The organism is Streptomyces sp. NPDC057271, assembly GCF_042668715.1.
Taxonomy (GTDB): Bacteria; Actinomycetota; Actinomycetes; order Streptomycetales; family Streptomycetaceae; genus Streptomyces.
On the sequence record NZ_JBHUYJ010000028.1, the window covers coordinates 17,864 to 39,129 of the forward strand.

The 21,266-nt window shown below is 73.5% G+C and carries 8 protein-coding genes; all 8 read right to left on the reverse strand.

Going from position 1 to position 21,266, the window contains the following annotated elements; translation table 11 throughout:
• Nucleotides 1-45: 45 nt before the first annotated feature.
• Entirely contained in the window at nucleotides 46-855 is an 810-nt protein-coding gene (locus ACFUJR_RS15825) for a 4'-phosphopantetheinyl transferase family protein (RefSeq protein WP_383450447.1), read from the reverse strand.
• Complete coding sequence (locus tag ACFUJR_RS15830) at nucleotides 852-2,678, reverse strand: acyl-CoA dehydrogenase family protein (RefSeq protein ID WP_383173012.1); 1,827 nt, start codon at nucleotides 2,676-2,678, stop codon at nucleotides 852-854. The genes ACFUJR_RS15825 and ACFUJR_RS15830 overlap by 4 nt, the downstream gene beginning before the upstream one ends.
• Nucleotides 2,678-4,417, reverse strand: coding sequence for an acyl-CoA dehydrogenase family protein (locus tag ACFUJR_RS15835; RefSeq protein ID WP_383173010.1), 1,740 nt, complete (start codon nucleotides 4,415-4,417; stop codon nucleotides 2,678-2,680). The genes ACFUJR_RS15830 and ACFUJR_RS15835 overlap by 1 nt, the downstream gene beginning before the upstream one ends.
• Complete coding sequence (locus tag ACFUJR_RS15840; RefSeq protein WP_383173008.1) at nucleotides 4,414-6,036, reverse strand: PfaD family polyunsaturated fatty acid/polyketide biosynthesis protein; 1,623 nt, start codon at nucleotides 6,034-6,036, stop codon at nucleotides 4,414-4,416. Before ACFUJR_RS15840 ends, ACFUJR_RS15835 begins: the two co-directional genes overlap by 4 nt.
• Nucleotides 6,037-6,061: 25 nt before the next feature.
• Nucleotides 6,062-13,474 (reverse strand): beta-ketoacyl synthase N-terminal-like domain-containing protein, encoded by a 7,413-nt coding sequence (locus tag ACFUJR_RS15845; RefSeq protein WP_383450450.1) that lies wholly within the window; start codon nucleotides 13,472-13,474, stop codon nucleotides 6,062-6,064.
• Between the two features lie 90 nt (nucleotides 13,475-13,564).
• Nucleotides 13,565-19,909, reverse strand: a complete 6,345-nt coding sequence (locus tag ACFUJR_RS15850; protein WP_383450453.1) for an SDR family NAD(P)-dependent oxidoreductase — start codon at nucleotides 19,907-19,909, stop codon at nucleotides 13,565-13,567.
• Nucleotides 19,906-20,889 carry a thioesterase gene (locus ACFUJR_RS15855; RefSeq protein WP_383173000.1) on the reverse strand — a complete coding sequence of 328 codons (984 nt, stop codon included), beginning with the start codon at nucleotides 20,887-20,889 and terminating at the stop codon, nucleotides 19,906-19,908. The genes ACFUJR_RS15850 and ACFUJR_RS15855 overlap by 4 nt, the downstream gene beginning before the upstream one ends.
• A complete protein-coding gene (locus tag ACFUJR_RS15860; protein ID WP_383172998.1) occupies nucleotides 20,873-21,139 on the reverse strand; it encodes an acyl carrier protein in 267 nt (88 codons plus the stop codon). Before ACFUJR_RS15860 ends, ACFUJR_RS15855 begins: the two co-directional genes overlap by 17 nt.
• Between the last annotated feature and the right edge of the window lie 127 nt (nucleotides 21,140-21,266).

Genomic DNA, 21,266 nt, shown 5'->3' on the forward strand with positions numbered 1-21,266 from the left:
AGAGCGGGGCAGATGAGGGCGGGACGGAGGAAGACACGCTCGGGGTCAGGGGGAGGCGGGGGCGGCACGGTGGCCGGCCGCGGGCCACGGGCCGGGCGGCACGTCCGGGCGGACGAGGTCGCCGGGTTCGACGAGGTCGTGGCGGCGCAGCCGGCCCGCTCCCCCGTCGTCGACCGCCACGGCGAGCAGGTGGCCGGAGCCGTGGCCGGTCAGGTCGAGCCGCCAGCGGCGGCACGTCTCGGGGCGGCGGCCGTCGGCGACGGTCACCTCGGTCGAGCCGGCGCGCCGGGTGAACCGCAGCTCCCCCAGGCCCTGCACGAGGCCGATGCCGAGCCCCTTGAGGTAGGCCTCGCTGAGGACCCACATCTCCTGCAGGGCCGCGGCCGGGTCCGGAGCCTCCGCGAGGGCGGCCCGCTGTGCCTCGTCGAACTGGGTGGTGAGCAGCCGGACCGTCTCGTCGTCGAACGGGACCCGTTCCACGTCCACGCCGGACGCGTACCCCTCGGTGACGACGCAGGCGATCAGGCCGTCGGTGTGGGACACGTTGAAGCGCAGGCCGTGCCGGCCGGGGGCGAGCTCCGGGCGCCCGTGGACGCCCTCGGTGAAGCGCCAGGTCCCCGGCGGCAGTCCGGTACGGGCGCTGAGCGCGAGCCGGCAGAGCAGCCGGCCGCCGAGGAAGCGGCGGCGCGCCCCGGGCGAGCGCTGCCGCGCGTGGCGGGCGCGCTCGTCCGGGGTCAGGGCCGCCGTCTCGCCGCCCGCGCGCTCCGCCAGCTCGGGCACGAGCCGCTCGGAGAGCGTCCACAGGTCCGTCACGGGCCCGTCCTCGCGGACGGGCCCGTGCGGGCCTTGGTTCACGCGGGGCTCCCCTCCGGGGCCGCGCCTTCCGTGGACTCCGCGTGCGGCGCCTGCTCCGCCGCTCCGGCCAGGGTGATCGGCCAGTACGACAGAAGTCGGTGCTCGGCGTGCAGCCGGCTGAGGACGGCGAGGACCTCGTCGGCGACGGACGGGTCACGGTAGGGCTCGAACGGGTGGAACTGCTTGCGCAGCCGCTCGAGTTGGAGGAGGAGCACCGCGGCGCTCGGCAGGGGTTCGACCATGCACGCCTGCGAGTGCACGTACGTGAGCACGGAGGCGCTCGCCGCGTGCACGACGCAGTACTCCTTGGCCAGCTCGAAGAGTTCGGCCGACTGCGCGTAGCCGCGGCCCAGCTCCTGCCGCAGCGCGGCGGCGCGCTCCTCCAGCGGGCCGAGCCTGCCGAGGAGTTCACCGGCGATGTCGGCGGCGAGCAGCAGCCGGTCCTTGTCCTTGTCGGCGGCCTCGTCCGCGAGGGCGCGCAGCCGCTCCAGGCCGTCGGCCGCCGCCAGGATCGCGTCGTCGCGGCCCCGGCTGGACAGCTCCTGCTCCCACGGCCGGTAGGGCCCGAGCTCGGCGTCCATGTCGAAGAGCACGGCGGCCCGTTCGACGGCCTCCGCCCGCTCCTCCGGGGTGGCGGTGCGGGCCTTCTTCAGGAGCGAGTCCAACTCGTGGCCGATGTTGCGCAGGTTCACGACGGTGTTCCCGTCGGCCATGTTGGTGACGAGGATGTCGCGGAGCATCTTCTGGTGCATGCCGTAGCGCGGATCGGTGCGGAGGAACACCCGGGCGCCGAGCACCACGTTGAGCCGGGAGAGGGCCCCCTCGAGGAGGGTGGGCACCAGGTACTTGGCCGCGGAGGACCAGACGCTGACCTGGTTCGGGGAGGCCTGGACGCTGCGGACGGCGCCCAGGCACATGGCGTCGGCCGCCATGAGGTCGGCGAAGGACTCCGCCAGCTGGGTGCCGGTGTACGGGACCTCCACGATCGGGCGGTCGAAGAGCACCCGTCCCTGGGCGAACTCCAGGGCCGTGCGCAGCGAGGTGTCCACGGCGGACAGGGCGAGGCTGAGGATGACGAGACGGGCGGTCTGGCTGGTCTTGAGCGCGATCTCCAGCCCCTGGCCCTCGGCGCCGATGAGAAGGTCGTCGGGGACGAAGACGCCGTCGAAGCGCAGGCCGCTGAGGTCCAGGGGGCGGACGCCGTGGAGCTTCAGCAGCGGGGTCTCGCGGACGGTCTCGGGCTCGGCGGTCCACTTGTCGACGACGAGGATGGAGAAGTCACCCGGGCCCCGGCGGGGGCCGGTGCGGGCGAAGACGACCATCCGGTCCGCGAAAGTGGCGTTGCCGATGGGCCACTTCTCGCCGGTGAGCCGATAGCCGCCGGGCACCTTCTCGGCGACGACCTCGTTGCCGAGGAGGTCGCTTCCGTGGGCGGCCTCGGAGAGCCCCCAGGCGAGCGAGACACCCTTGTGGATGTCCTCGATCTGGCGGCGCTTCTGCTCGTCCGTGCCGCCGATCCACACCGGCGCGAAGGCCGCCTGGGAGAGCCCGGCGGCGATGGCCGTCGCGCCGTCGCGGCGGGCGATGAGCCGCATCAGGACGAACCCGGTCTCGGGGCTGCCCGCCTTGCCGCCCTGCTCGGCCGGCAGGCCGTAGTCGAGAAATCCCCAGCGGCGCAGCATGCCGATCAAGGCGTACGGGAAGGCGTCGCGCTCGTCGTGGTCGAGCACGGTCGCGAAGGACATCCGGCTCGCGGGGTCGTGCGGGTCGCCCAGATAGGTGTCGAGCCGCTCGGCGAGTTCGATCAACTCGGCCTGGGACATCAGTTGTCCTCCATCGGTGTCGGGTGTGCGGTGGTGCGGGCGAGTCGGACGGGCAGGGCGGTCAGCATCCGGTTCCCCTCCCACAACGCCTCGACGGCGTCCAGGGCGGGGTACAGGCCCTCGGCATGACGCAGGACACCCGCGCCGTCTGCCTGGGCGAGCAGATGGACGAGCGCCGCGCCGAGCCAGCCGGTGGAGCCCGGCGAGGTCCCGTAGAGCGAGAGGTGCCGGTTGTCACGCCACAGGTGGAGGCAGGCCGCCGCGCCGTGCAGCCAGGCGTGGCGCTCGGCGAGGTCCACCAGGGCGTTCGGATCGGCGCCGCGCCCGCGGGCCGCCGCGGCCAGGGCGGGCAGCCCTTCCACGGCCTCGGCGAGCCGGGCGACGCAGGTGCTGGTGAACGGGTCGGCCGCCGCCTCGGGGGTGATGGTGAACTCCCTTACCGACGCAGGAAGTTCGGCGAGGACCGGGTCGGCTCCGCGGACGACGAGGTCGAGTCCGGTCGGGTCGTACGGCGGGGGCTCCTCGTCCAGCCGGAAGGCGCCGTCGAGGAGTCCGGCCGGGGCGGTGCGTGTTCCGTCGAGCAGACCGGGCAACTGCCCGGCGTACGAACGGAGGTTGGCCATCGGGCCCGAGTCGATGACGCGGATCACGGCGCTGTCCCGCTGGAGCTTCTGGAACAGGCCGGCCCCGGGCGGACCCTCACGCAGGACGGAGCGGGTGGCGAGGAGCCGGGCGCAGCGGCGCAGCAGGGCGTCGGCGGTCTCGGCCACCACGTGCTTGGCGGCGAGCGCCCACACGCTGAACGCGCCGGGGACGGCGTGCACACCCCGGGCGGCGGCCAGGGCCGTCGCGTCGGCGGCGATCAGCGCGGCTGAGGTGGCCGCGAGTTCCCTGCGGGCGTACGGGGTCCGCAGGACCGGGGTGCCGGCGACCCGGTGCCCGGCGGCGAAGTCGAACGTGAGGCGCACCGCGGTGTCCACGCAGCCGAGGCTGCCCGCCATGCTCATGACCCGGACCGCCTGCTGGGCGCGGACGGCCATCTCCAGGCCCTCGCCGACCCGGCCGACCCGGGCGCTCTCCGGTACGGGGAGGCCGGTGAAGCGGAGCCGGGCGGTGTCGATGCCGCGCATGCCGTTGGTCCGGGCGGCCGGGAGCCGCTCAAGGCCGGCGCCCTCGCCGCCCCGCTCCGGGTCCAGGTCCAGGAGGTACGCGGTGAAGGCGCCCGGCCCCCGCTCGCCGGTGCGGGCGACCACGTAGACGGCGTCGCAGCCGAGGCCGTTGCCGACCATCCACTTCTCGCCGTGCAGGGTCCCGTCCGGCGCGAGGCGGACCTCGTTGGCGAGGATGTCGCTGCCGTGCTCGGCCTCGGTGAGCGCGAAGGCCACCGTTCCGCCGCTGGTCAGGATCTCCGCCGCCCGGCTCCGCTGCTCCTCGTCGCCGTGGAGCTGGAGGCAGGTGGCGGCGATGATGCCGAACATCGTGCCCGGCATGATGTTCACATCGCGGCGGGCCGCGGCCCGCACCAGGGTGAGGCTCCGGTCGAAGGAGCGGAACTCGCCGCCCCACGCCTCGGGCAGGTAGTTCAGGTGGAAGCCGGCCGAGACCAGCTTGCGGCAGAGGTCGTCGGGGGCGGCGTCCTCCTCGTCCCTGGCCACGGCCGCGGCGAACCCGTACGGGTTCTCGGGGTCCGTGGGATCGCCGAGGAGTTCCTCGACCGCCTCGGGTGTCAGGCCGCTCATGAGGCCACCCCCGTCAGGCCCACCGTGTCCAGCGGTACGGGCACGTACTCGGCGGTGGACGGCAGGGTCAGCCCCGCCGCCCTCAGTTGGGCGGTCCGCGTGTGGTACGCGGCGCCGCGCATGAGGTGATGGGCCACGTCGGCGACCGTCCTGTTCCCTGGAGTGTTCAGATAACTGCCGGCCACCCAGGAGTTGAAGCTGCCCATCGCGGGGCCGCACCAGATCTGGAAGTCGGCGCTGCGTTCGGTCTGGCCCGAGACGGCCCAGCGCGAGGACATGCCGAGATACCACCGGAAGACCAGGGCCATCCGGCGCCTGGGGTTGTCGGCGGCCCGGCTCAGCTGGTCGGGGTCGCGGCGGCTGAAGTACTCGACGCACTCCTGCCAGACGTCCTCCAGCGGGCGCTGGAAGGTCTGCGTCTCCAGACGGCGGCGCTCCACCTCCGGCAGCGCCTCGATGCCGTCGTACGTCTGGTAGAGCCGGTACAGCTGCCCGGCGCGCATCGGGAACATAGAGCCCCGGCGCAGCACCTGGAGCTCCACGCCCATCTCGAACATGTCGGCGGCCGGGGCCATGACGCAGTCGGCGATGTCGGCCTGGGCGAGGACCTCGCGGGCAGCCTTGGACGTTCCGGACTCCACGCACGACTGGTTGACGGAGCCCGTGACGACATAGGCGGCGCCCATGGCGAAGGCTCCGGCGACGGCCACCGGGGTGCCGAGCCCGCCGGCGGCGCCGACCCTGATGGGCCGGGCGTAGCGGTACTCCCGCTGGATGGTGTCGCGGATGCGCAGGATGACGGGGAGGAGGGCCGGGAGCGGCCGACGGTCCGTGTGGCCGCCGGAGTCGGCTTCCGCCGTGATGTCGTCGGCGAGCGGCACGAGATGGGCGAGGCGGGCCTGCTCGGCGGTGATGAGGCCGTCGGCGAGGAGGCTCTCCACGAGGGCGGCAGGAGCCGGGCGCATGAAACGCTCGGCGGTCTCGCCCCGGGAGATCTTGGCGATGATCCGGTTCTCCGCCACCACCCGTCCCGACGCGTCGGTCCGCAGTCCGGCCAGCCGGTAGCGGACCAGGTGCGGGGTCAGGTCCATGTAGGCGGACGCCTCCACGCAGCGCACCCCGTGGTCCAGGAAGAGCTGGACGGCGTCGCGCTCCAGGCGCTGCTCGCTCGGGCTGTGGATCAGGTTCACGGCGTACGGCAGGCCGGGGATCTCCTCGCGGAACCGGGACAGCGCCTTCGCGATGGCGTCGGGCAGCAGGCCCGCTGCCCCGAAGGAGGCGAGGAAGCCCTGCCGGGCCAGCGCGACGACCAGTTCGACGGAGGCGATGCCGCCGGCCATCGCCCCGGCCATGTAGGCGTGTCGCACCCCGTGCGCGGCGCGGAACTCCGCCGAGCCGAGTCGCTGCGGCGACAGGGCGGGGACGGCGGCCAGCACGGCGGGGCCGTCACCGCCGGCGACCGCGGTCCCCCCGGCGACGGCGCCGATGCCCTGCGGTCCCGACACGACGTAGCAGGGCTGCTCCAGTTGGCTGAGCGCCTGGTGGATGCCCGCGGGATCGGGACTCGGGTACCCCTCCCCGTACCAGCGAAGGGTGTGTTGTGCGGTACTCGTGGACAATTCGGCTCCTCGGCTGTCCATGCGGTCAGTCCGTTTCCGGACGGACTTCGATAGCCACGTCGGTGAGTTCGTAGATGCGCAGGCGCGTCTTCCAGAGATCGGCGTCGGCGATCACGAGAAGCCGGCCGGCCTCCCTGCGCACCTCCTTGATGTGCACGTCGAAGAACAGCTCGTCGTCCTCGCGCAGGATCTGGCCGCGGTACTTCCACGCCATCTCGACACCGGTCGCCATGGCGAAGCGGGGCCTGGTCATGCCGTCGGTGAGGTTCCGTTCCTGCACGAAGAGGCGCATCGCCTGGAGGACGGCCTCGACACCGAGCGAGCCCGGCATCACGGGGTCGCGGTGGAAGTGCCGGTCGAAGTACCACTCGTCGGGACGGATGCTCCGGTGGCCGTGGAGGTAGCCGGCACCGTGACGGCCGCCGTCCTCGACGAGGTCGACGCGGTCCACGAGGTGGAAGCGGCCGGCGGGCAGGCGCAGTGCGCCGCCCGTCGGGTCGGTGAACGCGGGTGCGTCGTCGGGCAGTTCGATCCTGCGCACCCGCTCGGCCGCGGGCTGTTCGGTCGCGATCCAGGGCTCTCGGTACGTGCCGCTGTCGAGGCCCACCTGGTTGGCGAGGGCCGCGTCGCTGAAGTAGCCGAAGAGCGACTCGCCGGTGTAGAAGACCTCTCCGTCCGCGCTCAGTTCGTAGCTGAAGTTCTGCAGCACGGCCCCGGAGACGACGCTGGTGCTCAGCAGCCTGGAGTGGTGGCGGACCGTCTTGCCGCGCAGGTCGATGTCGCGGACGAGGGTGGCCCGGCCGTCGAGGTTCCGGATGCGGTACTGCTCCTCGGGCCGGGTGAGGGTCGCGCCCAGGTAGTAGCCGAGGAAGATCGCGGCCTGGAGGGAGGACTCCATGTAGACGCAGTTCGGCATGTACGGCGAGGAGTTCTCCCGGTAGTACCAGGCGTCGTCCGGGGAGTCGTACTCCGTGACCATCTCGGAGCCGGGGCTCAGGTCGCCGCGGGTGCCGGTCAGGGACATGACCCGGTCGACGAACTGGAAGTCCCCGTTCGGGATGTACGGGGCGCGGCTCTCGCGGTAGATCTCGAACTCGGGGCCCATCGCCATGTCGAGGAGGCCCTGGGCGGCGTGCGCCAGGTGCAGTTCGTTGATCATGGCCGGTTCGCCGGAGCGGTTGCGGCGGCCGAGGAAGGCCGGCACGCCACCGGTCTCGGGGCGGTAGGGGGTGCCCGGCTTCTCCACGATCTGCAGACCGAGGTTCTCCATCCGGACGACCGGCTTGTCGCCCAGGTACACCAGGACGTCGGCCACCACGGTGGGCCGGGGCAGCAGGGTCAGCTCGGTGATCTCCAGCTCGTAGCGGATCTCGCGGTCGCGCGGGGTGACCTGGCCGCGCACCTTGACGTCGATCTGACGGTCGGTGACGGTCTGGAACCGGGCGTCGGGAAGCGTCAGATGCATGCCCTGGTGCAGGAGGTAGACCTGGAGGAGCTGGACGGCGCCCTCCGCGATCAGCGAGCCGGCGAGGACCGGGTCATCCGGGAAGTGGCAGGTGAAGTACCAGGCGTCCGGCTCCAGGTGCTTGACGGCCTCGATCTTCCCGAGTCCGCGCGGGCCGCCGGTGCGGTCGACGGTGACCTCGTCGATCATGCGGAGCATCGAGTCGGGAAGGCGCAGCGCCGGGTTGAGGCCCGGGTCCTGGGCGTGGTCCGGGCCGAAGACGTCCCCGGGTCGGCCCTGGGCGAGGAGCTCCAGGTCGGCCGCGTCGAGCCGGTCCTTGCGGGCGCGGGCGAGCGGCTTGAAGGTGGCCCGGGGCAGCGCGGCACGGCGGGCCCGCTCCGCGTCGGTCATGACGATGCCGAGCGGGGTGTCGAGCTCGGCCTGGCTGAAGAAGCCGGCGCATCCGTCCTTGAGTTCGAGGATCAGCTCGCCGTCGGCGTAACAGAGGTAGCTGAAGAAGAAGACCGTGGTGTCGCCCTGGTGGACGAAGCGGTCGATGGAGATGTCGTAGCGGAGCGTCTGCCCGGTGCGGGGCAGGCCGCCGTGGAAGATCAGCGAGCTGTCGAGCAGCCGGTAGACGCGCTCGCCCTTGTTGCGGAAGTCGATGCCGAGGAAGCTGACGAGCAGCAGGTCGCACTGGCCGGCCTCGACGGTCACCGCCGGCGGCACACCGCCGTCGACGGCGTACCAGGCGTCCTCGGGGACGTCGTACTCGGTCGTGATCCGGGCCGGTTCGAGGACCCCGGGACGCGCGTCGAGCGCGGTGACGCGGGTGACGAAGTGGTACGGCGGGGCGGGCAGTCGCACGCGGGCCCGGAAGGCGTCGATCTCGGCGAACTCCGGGCGGCCGAAGGCCTTCGCCACCGAACCGGTCGCGAACTCCAGCAGGTCCGCCTCGTCGAAGACGACACCGTCGCGGACACGGGACTCGGGAGCCGTGACCGCGGCCGGGGTGTCGGGGGGCGCGGGGGCGACCGGCACCGGGGCGGGCGCGGCCACGTCCACGGGGGCCGGCGGGAGCGGAGCGGGCGTCGTGACGGCGGGCGGGGCGGGGGCCACGGGCGCGGGCGGCGCCGGGAGCGGAGCGGCGGCGGGAGCGGTCGTGTCCAGGAGGGCGGCGGTACGGTCCAGCGTGGCCGCCTGGAGGACCCGGTGGGTCTCCATCACGACGCCGTGCGCGGCGACGATCTCCCGGCGCAGGTCCCGCACCAGGTCGGCGGCGGGCGTACCGGCGGAGGCCGTGGGTACGGGCGCGGGCGCGGCCACCGGAGCGGGGGTCGCGGCCGGGAGGTGCGCGGGGACCTGCGCCGGAGTGTGCGCCGGGACGGCGGGGCTCTCCGGTACCGGGGTCGCGGGAGCGGCGCCCGCCCACGTCACGGCGGCGACCGGGCCGCCGTCGAACGTGATGGCCTCCGGCGACTCCAGCGTGGGGTCGGCGGGCATGGCGGCAGGCAGGGCGGCGGACATGACGGCGGGCACCTCCGGCGGAGCGGGCGGGTCGATGGGAGCGGGGCGGGACCGCACGGCGGAAAGGGTCCTGGCGGCCTCACGGGCGACGCGGTCCGGGATGGGTTCACCGCCGCCGACGCGCACGGCCGGAAGACGGCGGGCGGTGGGCGCGGCCTCGCCGCGTGCGGTGTCCGGTTCCTCGCCCCACAGCACCGTGAGGTCGACCGGCAGACCGTGTCCGACGAGCCGGGCCGCAAGGTGGGCGAGGCTGGTGGCGGGAGTCGCGCCCCGGCGGTCGACGGCGGCGGCCACGTGGGGCGCGTCACCCAGCGTGTCGCGGATCCAGCGGGTGCAGGTGGCGCCCGGTCCCGCCTCGATGAAGTAGCGGTATCCGCGGTCGTACGCGCCCCGCACCAGGCGCGGGAAGTCGATCGTGGAGCGCAGGGTCTGCGCGATGCGCTGCGGGGAGTCGGCGAGCCGCTCGGCGGGCAGCACCTCGTAGTCGTACGCGCTGAGGAGTTCCAGGGCGCCGAAGGAGCCGGTCGGGTAGTCGTTCAACCGGGCCAGACCGTCGAACTCGCTGTCCACGACCGGGCAGTGCATGACCACGTTGGCGGGCGAGCGGGCGGCGGGGCAGCCCAGTTCGCGGATGAGCGCCCGGCACTGCTCCGGGTCTCCCCCGATCACCAGCTCGTTCGGCGTGTTGATGTGCGTGATGTGGACCCGGTCGTAGCGCGTGAGCGCCTCGGTGACCGGCTCGGTGGGCGAGAGCAGCACATGGGTGGACCACACGTCCCCGTCGGGCGTCTCCGGGGGCAGCTTCCACAGCTCGCGGACGGTGCGCCGGGGCCCGCACAGCCGGTCCTGGAAGACCGGGCTGTCGGTGATCAGCGCGTCGGAGCGGCTGCCGGCGTCCCATCCCCCGGTGGCGAAGAGCATGCTCGCCTCGCCGAGGCAGTAGCCGAAGCCTCCGTGCGCGGTGATTCCGAGGATCTCGCGGATCAGCTCGGTGTAGAGGATCGCGAAGCTGGTCCCGGTGGCGAGCATGAACGGGATGTCGTCGGCGAGACGTTCCTCCAGCCGCATCATCGCCCGCCGGTCCGGGGCCTCGACACCGCGCGGGTAGAGCTGGGCCGAGCGCAGCATGCGGGCGGGCTGCGCGGCCTGCAGCTCGTAGCTGTCGAGCAGGCCGGGGAAGGTCCTGAACAGGCCCCTGCCGAGGCCCGGGTAGGTGTTGAACGCCCCGGGGTACACCAGGGCCACCCGCCCCTCGGGCCCGATCGGGCGGGGGGTGAAGAACGATCCCGCGGGGGTGTTCCAGTCCTTTCCGGTCGCGTGCGCCGCGGGCAGGTCCCGTGCCGCGAGCTCCGTCTGACGGATCAGCGCGTCCCGGTCCCGGCCGACGAGGACGACGCGCAGCCGCCTCCCGTCGAGGCCGCGGGCCGCCTCGCGCGCGAGCGCCGACGGATCGGCTCCGTCCGCGAGCAGCGTGCCGTGCCGGCGGACCTCGGCGACCAGGGCGTCGACGGTGTCGGCGACGAGGGGCAGCAGGAGCGGGCCACGGGCCCGCGCCCAGTCGGCCGTGGGCCGGGGCCGGTCGGCGGCCGGCACGGAGGAGAGCACCAGATGGGCGTGCGAGCCGCTCGCGCCGAGCATGCTGACGCTCGCGTGGCGCCGACCGTCCGGGCGCTCCCGGAGCCAGGGGAAGGAGGTCTCCGGCACCTGGAAGGCGGAGGCGGCGAAGGCCTCGGCGAGGTCGTCGGCCGGGCGGCGCCAGCCCCGGGTGCCGGGCAGATAGGCGTGCCGCAGACAGACGACGGCCTTGATCAGGGCGGCGATCCCGGCCGCGCAGCCGGCGTCGCCGATCTGCGCCTTAACGCTGCCGAGGACGGTGGCACCGCCCGCCGGGTACACCTCGGCGAGGGCGGCGATCTCGGTCCGGTCGGCCGACTCCGTACCGCCCGCGTGGGCCTCCAGGTAGTCCACCGCGGAGGCGTCGATCCCGGCGGCGTCGAGCGCCGCCCGCGCGGCCTCGGCGAGGGCGGGGCCCGAGACGGGGGTGAGGGAACCGGCGGCGGCCTCGGCGTAGCGCACGGCCACCGCGTCGATCCGGGCGTGCACCCGGCCGGGTGCCGCGTCGGGGCGGGTGAGGACCAGGGCTCCGGCGCCCTCGCCGGTACGGCGTCCGCGTGCGCCCTCGTTGAAGGTGAGGCCCGGCTCGGTGCCGGGAGCGGGCTGGACGAGCAGGTTCTCCGCGGCGCCCGCCAGGTCGACGCCGCCGATCAGTACGGCTTCCAGGTCGGGGTCGAGCAGCAGCAGCCGGGCCACGTCCAGTGCCTCGGCGGTGCCGGCGCCCTCCGCGGAGAGCGTGAAGGAGGGGCCGGTGAGGTTCCAGCGGGAGGAGATCCGGCCTGCCATCACGTTGCCGATGTAGCTGAGTACCTCGTTGGCCCCGATGGGGTCGACGACGGCGTCCCGGGCGACCTCGTTGAGGGCGGCCCGCTGTTCCTCCGTCAGCTTCACCCCTGCCTTGTCGAGTTCGCCGCGGAGGAAGGTGCCGAGCCCGTACCGGCTCAGCCTGGCGTGCGAGTAGGGCTCGATCTCGGTGACGACGACGACCGCGATGCGGCGGGCCTCGGGGGTGTCGCGGCTGCCGGGGTCGAGCCGGTAGCCGGCGTCGCGCAGCGCCTCGTCGGCGACCTTGGTCATCAGCGCGTGCTGCGGGTTGTAGATACGCAGGTCGGCGGGTGGGACGCGCAGGTCGGCCGGGTCGACCTCGACGCCGTCGACGAAGGCTCCGTGGGGCGGGCCGGTGAGCCCGGCCGCTTCGAGCGTTCCCCCGTCGGTACGGTCCAGGCCACGCCAGCGCCGTTCGGGCAGCGGCCGTAGGTCGTGCCCGCCCTCGTACACGGCCTGTTCGAAGGCGTCCATCGAGTCGAGCGAGCCGAAGTGCGCGCCGAGGCCGATGACATCGAGCGCGGGCAGGCCGGAGGGCTGCTCAGGGGTGTCGGCGCCGGACGCGGTACGGGACGCGGTGTCGGTACCGGTACCGGAAGCCGTGTCGGGCGCGGTGCCGGTACCGGACGCCGTGTCGGGCGCGGTGCCGGTGCCGGGTGACGTCTCCGTCGCGGCCTGGCCCTCCGAGAGCACCACGTGCGCGTTCGTGCCGCCGAAGCCGAAGGCGGAGACGGCGGCGCGGCGGGGCCCGGGGGTGTCCGGCCAGGAGCGGGCGGTGCGGACGAGCGTCGCGTCGCCGACCTTCCCGTCCGGCGAGGAGACCGGCCGGTCCACTCCGATGGTCGGCGGGATCAGGCCGTCCTCCATGGCCAGGACGACCTTGAGGAGGCTGCTCAGCCCCCCGACGGTGAGCAGGTGGCCGATGTTGCCCTTCACCGACCCGAGCAGGGGTACGTCACCGTGGGCGCCGAAGAACTCGGCGACCGACTCCGCCTCCGTGGTGTCCCCGACCGGGGTGCCGGTGGCGTGGCACTCCAGGTAGTCGACGCTCGCGGGGTCCACGCCGGCGTCCGCGTACGCGCGCGCGAGGGCGTCCAGCTGTCCGCTCTTGCGCGGGACCAGCGGGTGACGCCCGGCACCGTCGTTGGAGAGGCCGATGCCGTCGACCACCGCGTACACACGGTCGTTGTCGCGCACGGCGTCCTCGAGCCGCTTGACGGCGACCATGCCCGCGCCCTGTCCGGTGACGATTCCGCCGGAGCGGTCGTCGAAGGGCTGGCTGAACCCGTTCTCCGGGTAGGCGTGCAGATCGGAGAAGGACAGGTGGATCAGGGTCGGGTCGGGCGCGCAGACCGCCCCGGCGAGCACCAGGTCCGCCTGGCCGGAGTCGAGGTGACCGCAGGCGAGACTGAGCGCGTAGAGCGCGGAGGAGCAGGCGGCGTCCAGGCAGTAGCGGGGGCCGCCGAGTCCGAGTGCGCCGGCGGCGACGGCGGCGGGCGAGCCGCTGACCCGGAGGTTCTCGGGCACGATCGCGGCGCGGTCGACGAGCGGGGCCGCCCCGGGCAGGGGGTCGAGTTCGGGTGCGCCGGAGCGGCGCAGTCCGGCGAGGACGGCCTCCTGCGCCAGGGGGACGCTCACCTTCGCCGACGTCGTGGTGGGGAACGAGTAGTTGCCCATGACCAGGCCGGTCCTGGCGAGCAGCTCGGGCCGGTCGTCGGCTCCGCAGTCCCGCAGGGCCTCTCTGGCGGCGTACAGCGACCAGTGGAAGAGCCGGTCGAGACCGGCGAGACGGTCGGGGTCGATCCGGTAACCGGTGGGGTCGAACTCGAAGCCGGTGATGAACCCGCCACGGCGGGACACGATGCCGTGCCGGGGGTCGAGGTCACGCTCGTCCGGTTCGGTCCCGAAGACCTCCACGCCTCCTTCCCGACGGCTGTCCGTGCCACCGCGGAGGTTCTGGCGGAACTCTTCGGGCGTTCGCGCTCCGGGGAACAGGCAGGAGATGCCGACGATCGCGTATCTGCTCATAACTGGGTGAGGTTCCTTCCCAAGCGGGAGATCCTGTGGGGCGGGCGGCGGCAAGCCGCCGCCCGCTCACTGCTTCCGGTGCGGATACCGTCAGCCCGTGAACTTGGCCGCCAACTGCGGGGCCGAGACGACGGAGACGGCCGTGAACCTGGCCCTGACCTGTCCGTCGGAGGTGCAGGCGGTGATGTCCAGCCGGGAGTCGGGGCCGCCCTGGCCCACCGGCTCCACCACGACGAAGAACACCTCACCGGCCGTCAGCGGGCCGTACAGTTCGACCCCGCCCACCGCGAGCGGCAGCCCGGCGGTGCCGCGGAACCGGCGGACCCAGACGAGCGCGGCCTGGAGCAGCAGGTCCGCGGAGCCGGCCGCGAACCAGTCGGACGAGCCGCTGTCGGTGTCCGTCCGTACGGCCTCGCACTCCAGCACCAGACGGGACTCGGTGTCGGCGAGGATCCGGCGCAGACCGCGCAGAGCAGGCCCGTGGAAGAGCGTGCCGTCGGTGTAGAGCCCGGCGGCCTCGGTCCCGGTGCCCGGCGCGGGAAGTCCCGTCACCGGCGCGGCCGGCGGGAGCGCGCCCGCGACGACCGTGGCCGCGTAGTGCGGTCGTACGGCGCCGTCGGCCAGCGACTGGACGGCGACCTTGACGTCGCCGCCGTCGCCGTCGGCCGGCGTCATGACCAGCCGGCATTCGGCGGGCTGGGTCCCGTCGAAGACGATGCCGCGGTGGACGGCGAAGTCGCGCAGCCGCACGGCCCGTCGCCCGTCGGCGTGTTCGACCGCGCCGAGCGCCCATCCCATCGCCACGACGGCGGGGAGGACCGGCGTCGCGTCGATGACGTGGTCGGTGACGAGCGTGGAACCGGCGAGGTCCGAAAGGCCCCGGGTCACCGTGCCGCCCGCGGTCGCGCCGGAGCGGTCCCGGGAGCTGAGCGGGGTGGTCGGGCCGAGCACGGTCACCACGTCACCGGCCCGCTCGGGAGCGAACTGGTCGGCGAACATCCGGGCGCCGTCGGCGACCGGGATCAGGGCGATGCCCCGCTCCTCGAACACCTTCCTGATCTGCGGGGAGACCATCCCGCTGTCCCAGGCGCCCCAGTTGATCGAGGTGACCCGCGTCCGCGGGAACGCGCGCCGGTGGGAGGAGGCCCAGGCGTTGAGCACCTCGTTGGCCATCGCGTAGTCCGACTGCCCCTGGTTGCCGAAGAATCCGGCGACCGAGGAGAAGAGCACCACGTGGCGCAGGTCGGTACCGCCCAGGGCCGCCATGACGGAGCGCAGTCCGGTCAGCTTGGGGGCGAAGACCCGCTCGATCTCGGAGGCCTTCTTCTGCGCGATCATCTGGTCGGCGAGCACGCCGGCGCCGTGCACCACGCCCGTGACCTCGTCCTTGTACGGGGCGAGGGCGGCCGCGGTCGCGGCCTGGTCCGTGATGTCGACGGGCAGGTACTCGGCGCGGCTCCCGGCCGCCCGCAGCGCGTCGAGGGTCGCACGGATCTCCCGGGCGCCGGCGACGGCGGCGGCGAGCTGGCCGACGCGTCGGGGCGTCGGCTTCTCGCCCGCGGCGGTCAGCGACGCGGCGGCCGCCGCCTTGAGGTTCTCCTCCGGCAGGCCCTGCGCCCAGGCGGGTTCGTCGTCGAGCGGGGTCCGGCCGAGGAGCAGGAGACGCGGCTGGTGACGCCGTGCCAGCTCGGCGACGCAGTCCGCCGTGATGCCCCGGGCACCGCCGGTGACGACCAGCAGGTCGTCGGCGGTGAGGGGCGGGGCGTCGGCGTCGGCGGCCGTGAGCGGCTCGCCGGACACCGCGAGCCCGACCCTGCGGGTGCCGTCGTGGCCGACCTGTACGGGCTCCACGGCCGAGTCGGCGGCCTCGTCGAGCACGAGGGCGGCCGCGGCGGCCGGGTCGATGCCGGGGGCGAGGTCCACGGACCGGCAGAACAGCTCGGGCGCCTCCAGGGCCAGCGTCTTGACGAGCCCCGCGACACCTCCGGCCGGGGCGGCGTCCTCGGCGACCCCGGTGAGGCCGAAGGCCCCGTCGAGCCGGGTCACGGCGAGGAACGCCGCACGGCCGTGCGCGGCCATGTCGGTCAGCGGGCGGACGACGTGCCGCGCGAGCAGGAGGGAGTGCGCCAGTCTGCGTACCCCGTCGTTCCAGTCGCCGTCGGTGCGGCCGGCCACGTCGACGACGAGGCCGATCCGGGAGGTGAAGACCGTCTCGACCCCGGCCGCCAGCTCGGTGGTGCCCCAGCCGGTCAGGGCGTGGTCGTGCACACCGGACAGGCGCGCCGGGACTCCGGGGAGCCGCAGGACGTGCACCTGACGGCCGGTGGCGGTGAGCCGCTCGACGATCCGGGCGGCCACGTCCGAGCCGTCGTCGACGACGAGGGCGCCGCGGTCGGCGGAGGAGTCGTCGAGCAGCGGGTCGGCGGCGGGGAGGGTGACGAGGGCGGCGTGCGCGCGGCCGATGGGCGAGACGGGCCCGGACGCCTGCGCGGAGGCGGCGGGAGAGGGGTCCGCCGGGGCCGCGACGGATGTGGCGGGCGCGGACTCGGTCGCCGTGTCCCCGGTCGGGCCGGCCACGAAGTCGACGATGTCACCCAGGGTCCGCAGCTCCGCAAGCTGCTCAGGACCGGCCGACGACACCACACCGAACCGCTCCTGAATCACCCCCATGATCTCGACACGCTTGATCGAATCAATCCCCAGATCCGACTCCACACCCATGTCGAGCTCCAGCATCTCCGCCGGATAACCCGTCTTCTGCGCCACCACCTCCAACAACACCGACCGCACCGTCCCCACATCCACACCACCGGACACAGCCGGAACAGAGACGGCGACGGCAGGAGCGGAAACGGCAGGGGCGGCCTCGGGAGCGGAAGCGGGCTCCTGGGCCGGGGCGGGGGCGGGGGCGGGGGCGGCCTCCGGCGCGGGGGTGGCGACCGGCACGGGCGGGGTCCAGCCCGGGGGCAGCGCCGGGAGGACCGGCGGCTCCGGCAGGGCCGGCGCCTGGGCGGCGGGCCTCGGCGCGGGCACGGACGGCGCGGGGGCGGTACGTGCGGGGGCCGCGGTGGCGGCGCCGCCCATCTCCAGCTGGGCCAGCTGCCGCAGGACGTCGTTGGCGTGCGCGTGGGTGCGCCCGATCGCGAGGCCGTGCTCCTTGACGGAGCTCACACCTGGCAGGACCTGGTCCAACTTCCCCTGGTCGGCGGCGCGTTCCAGGATATGGGTGAGGCGCTCGACGCTCTGCAGCTGGCCGTTGAGGTACTCGTCGTGGAGGGAGAGATGGTCCGAGAGGAGTTCCGTGAAGCGATCACTGGGCATGTGCTCGATCTCCTGAGCAGGGGGCAGGGTATCCGAAGGGATACGGGCGTTCCCCGCTGCGGTACCGGTGACCGGCGAGGCGGCCCGGGTCGGTTCGGGGAGGGGCTGCTCCGTCGCCCGCACAGGGGCGGCCTGCGGGAGGCTCGGGGCCGGGAGTTCCGCACGTACCACCGGCTCCGCCGCGCGCGCCGCCGGTACGACGGGAGGCGCGGTGGGCGGGCTCGGTGCGACGGCGGACGGGCTCGGTGCGGCGGCCCCGGGCGTCGCGGCGGCCACGGGCACCCGGTAGCCGTCGGAGAGGGCTTCCTGGTAGGCGGCCCGGCGCTCCGGGGACACGTAGTTGATGCCGTTGAGCATCAGCGACATGCCCTTGGTGGCGACGGGCTCCTCCACGGCGGCGGTGTACCGGTCGGTGACGGCGACCGGGAGACCGAGCACCGCGAGGCGTGCCACGGACTGTTTGAGGGTGAGGTCGGCGTCCTTGCCGGGTCCGCCGTCGAGGGCGATCGCGGTGTGCGGCCGGTCCCCCAGGATGCGGCCGACGAGCCCCGTGAGGACGGACTGCGGACCGAACTCGACGAAGACCCGGAATCCGTCGGCGTACATCTCCTCGACGCGCGTCGCGAACTCCACCGGGTTGATGAGCTGTTCGGCGAGGACACGTCGGTTGTCGGCGACGTCCGTGCCGTAGGCGGCGCCGGGGCTGTTCGCGTAGACCCGGCCGCGCGGCACACCGATGTCGACGGTGTCGACGACGGCGCGGAAATCGTCCACGGCGTGGGCGACGAACGGAGTGTGGAAGGCCGCGGAGACCGGGAGACGTCGGGCGCGCACCCCGGCGAGGCCGGCGGCCTCCACCAGGCGGTCGACCTCGGCGGTGGCGCCGCCGACCACGATCTGGTCGGGCGCGTTGCGGTTGCAGACCCGCAGGTCCGCGCGGTCCGCCAGGAGTTCGGCGACGCGCTCCTCGGGGGCGAAGACGGCGGCCATCGCGCCGGTGTCCTCCGCGGCCTGCCCGGACGCGGGCGACATGGCCCGGCCCCGGGCTCGGGCCAGCTGGTGGAGGGTGTCCTCGTCGTACGCTCCGGCCGCGTACAGGGCCGTGAGTTCGCCGAAGCTGTGGCCGAGGAAGCCCTCGGCCTCGAAGCCGAGTTCGGTGAGGTACCGGAAGTGTCCGGCGGAGAGCGCGCCGATGGCGGGCTGGGCGTAGGCGGTGGCGCGCAGCGCGGACTCCTGCGCGGCCCGGCCCTCGTCGTCGACGAGCGGCGGCGGGAACGCCACCCGGGACAGCGGGGTGTCCTCACGGAAGTGCCCGTTGGCACGGTCGAAGGAGGAGCGCAGCGGGGGCAGCGCGAGAACGGCGCTCAGCCCCGGGTCGACGTACTGGCTGCCCTGCCCGGCGAAGAGCGCGGCCACCCGGCCCGTCTCGCCGGCGGACCGGCGGTAGTGGACCCCCTTCGGGTGGGACCACGCGTCGCGGTCCGCACGGGCGCGCAGCTCGCCGACCGCGAGCTCGCGCAGAGTGTCGGCCTCGGCCTCGTCGCGGGCCACGAACGCCACCCGGGCGTGGGCCGGGGGGACCGGTCCGCCGGTGGGCGGGGTCTTCGCCGCGAGGGCGTCCGCCAGGGCCTCGGGGCCTGCCGCGTGCCAGAGGTGGACGCGGGCGACCGGGAAGCGGACCTCCAGGTCGTCGCCGTCGCCGTGCTCCTGGAGCACCGCGTGGAAGTTGGTCCCGCCGAAGCCGAACGCGGAGAGCGCCGCCCGGCGCTGCGGGCGCTTCGGGTCGCGGATCCACGGCCGGGTCTTGGTGTTGACGTAGAACGGGCTGTCCGTGCCGAAGGCGGCGTTGGGCCGGTCCACGTTGATGGTCGGCGGCAGGACCTTGTGGTGCAGCGCGAAGGCGAGCTTGATCATCGAGGCCGCGCCGGCCGCCGCCTTGGTGTGGCCGATCTGGGACTTCACGCTGCCGATGGCGGCGTATCCCCGCTCGCCCCCGTCCTTGGCGACCACCTCGGTGAGCGCGCTCAGCTCGGTCGCGTCGCCGACCGCCGTGCCGGTGCCGTGCGCCTCGAACAGCTCGATGCTGTCGGGGGCGGCGTCGGCGTCCTGGTAGGCGCGGCGCAGCGCCTCCATCTGACCCTCCTTACGGGGGGCGTAGATGGACTTGAAGCGCCCGTCGCTGGAGGTGCCGAGGCCGCGGATGACCGCGTACACCTGGTTGCCGTCGCGCTCGGCGTCGGCGAGGCGGCGCAGGGCGAGCATGCCGATGCCCTCACCGATCAGCGTTCCGTCGGCCTCGCTGTCGAACGGGCGGATCCGCCCGGACTTGGAGAGCGCGGGCGTCTTGCTGAAGCAGAGGTACATGAAGATCGTGTTCTCGGCGTCGCAGCCGCCTGTCAGCATCGTGTCGGCGCGCCCCTCCAGGAGCTCGCTGACGGCCGTCCGGACCGCGCCGAGCGAGCTGGCGCAGGCGGCGTCGATCGTCATGTTGATGCCACCGAGGTCGAACCGGTTGGCGATACGGCCGGCGACGACGTTGCCGAGCATGCCGGGGAAGGAGTTCTCCTCCCACGGCGCGTACGCCATACGGAACTTGGCGGCGATCTCCTCGGCGTCGCGCTCGGAGAGCCCGCAGCTCCTGACCACCTCCTTGAGCACGGGGCTCTGCAGGCGGGCGGTGAGGGGCTGGGTCAGCTGGTTGGCGCCGGTGATGCCGAGGACCACGCCGGTCCGCTTCGGGTCGTACCAGCCCTGGTCGGATCCGGCGTCCTTGAGGAGGTCGCGGGTGACCGTGAGGCTCAGCAGCTGGAGCACGTCGGTCACTTCGAGCGTGTTCGGCGGGAGGCCGAACTCGAGGGGGTTGAAGGGCACGTCGGGGATGAAGCCGCCGCGCTTGGCGTAGGTCTTGTCGGGCACCGAGGGGTCGGGGTCGTAGAACTCGTCGACGTCCCAGTGCCCGGCGGGCACGTCGGTGGTGCAGTCGGCCGCGGCCACGACGTTGGCCCAGAACTCCCGTACGTTCTGCGACTTCGGGAAGAGCCCGGACAGGCCGACGATGGCGATGGGGTCCCTGGCCAGTCTGCGGTCGAGCATCCGTTCCTGGAATTCGTTCACTGGGTGTCCCTCCGGGGCGTGACGAGCTGTGGAGGCCGGGCTGCCGGAATCAGACCGGCGATGGCCCGCGAGGCGTCCGGGCGGATCAGCATGGTGTAGTGGTCGCCGGGCACGGAGTGCGCCTCCACCGTGCGATCGGCCAGTTCGGCCCAACCGAGGGTCGGGTCGGAGGGGATCAGGCTGTGGTGCGCCTTGATCTGGGTGAGGGGCACGGTGGCGGGCAGCGGACGGTACGTGGAGGTCAGCCTGTTGTTGCGCAGGAGCCCCGCCATGTAGGCGTCGAAGAGCTTCCGGATGCTCTGGACCGGCGTCCCCTCGGGCAGCGCGCCACACGCCACGGCGTCCTGGAGCAGCTGCTCCAGTCCGGCGAGGACGTGGTCGGCCCCGACGGTCGAGGTCGGGACCCCGGCGGACGCGGAGGCCGTGGAGACGGCCGGGGCACGGAAGGCGATCTCCGTGCCGCGCTTGGCGCCGAGGAACATCGCGAACCAGCGCAGGACGATCACGGGGTCGACGTAGTCGTCCTCCGCGTACGTGTACGTCTCCGTCGGCGCGATGCTGTCGAGCAGCACGATGCCGTCCGGCCTCTCATCGGCCTTCAGACGCTCCGTCATCCCGTGCGCCAGGACCCCGCCGAAGGACCAGCCGACGAAGGTGACGGGCCCGGCCGCACCACCGGCCGCCCCGTCGACGGCTCCGCCGAGGTCCGCGCGGTAGGCGTCGACCAGGATGTCGATCAGGCGGTCGACGGTCAGGTCGGACGCGCCGGGATCCATCGCCGCCTGCAGATATGCGGGGACCGCGCCGACGTCGAGCACGACGAACCCCGTGTCCTGCGGCAGTGCTCCGGCCAGGTTGGCCCAGGTCACGACCGGCAGGGCGCCGGGGTGAACGGCGTAGACGGTACGGCCACCGGGCGGGGTCGCCCGGTGACGTACCAGCACCTGTGCGGCGGCCGCTCTGCTAGGCCGCGGCGCCACGCTGAGCACTCTCCTCGGCGATGTGTGCCGACAGGGCCTCGATGGTCGGGTGGTACCAGAGCGCCGTCGTGCCCAGCTCGAACCCGAGCCAGTTCTCCATCTCGCCCGCGATGACGAGCGCCTCGGTGCTGTCGAGGTCGAGCTCGTCGAAATACTGCCCGGGAGAAATGCTCGACGGGTCTTCACCCAACCGGTCCGCGATCTTCTTCACAAGCCATTCCTGGACCTCGCCGGCCGTGACCTTGACCATTACCTGTTCCTTTCTAGAACCTGCACGCACCTGCCACCCCGGACGCCACTGAATTGGGCTTCCGGGGTGCACAGGTCTACGTGAGAGAACAATGAGCGGTCAGGCCTCCGCTCGCAGTTCGAAAGCC

Coding starts and splice junctions, on each gene's coding strand:
- ACFUJR_RS15830 (WP_383173012.1), bottom strand. CDS start 2,678: ATGTCCCAGGCCGAGTTGATCGAACTCGCCGAGCGGCTCGACACCTAT.
- ACFUJR_RS15835 (WP_383173010.1), bottom strand. CDS start 4,417: ATGAGCGGCCTGACACCCGAGGCGGTCGAGGAACTCCTCGGCGATCCC.
- ACFUJR_RS15845 (WP_383450450.1), bottom strand. CDS start 13,474: ATGAGCAGATACGCGATCGTCGGCATCTCCTGCCTGTTCCCCGGAGCG.
- ACFUJR_RS15860 (WP_383172998.1), bottom strand. CDS start 21,139: ATGGTCAAGGTCACGGCCGGCGAGGTCCAGGAATGGCTTGTGAAGAAG.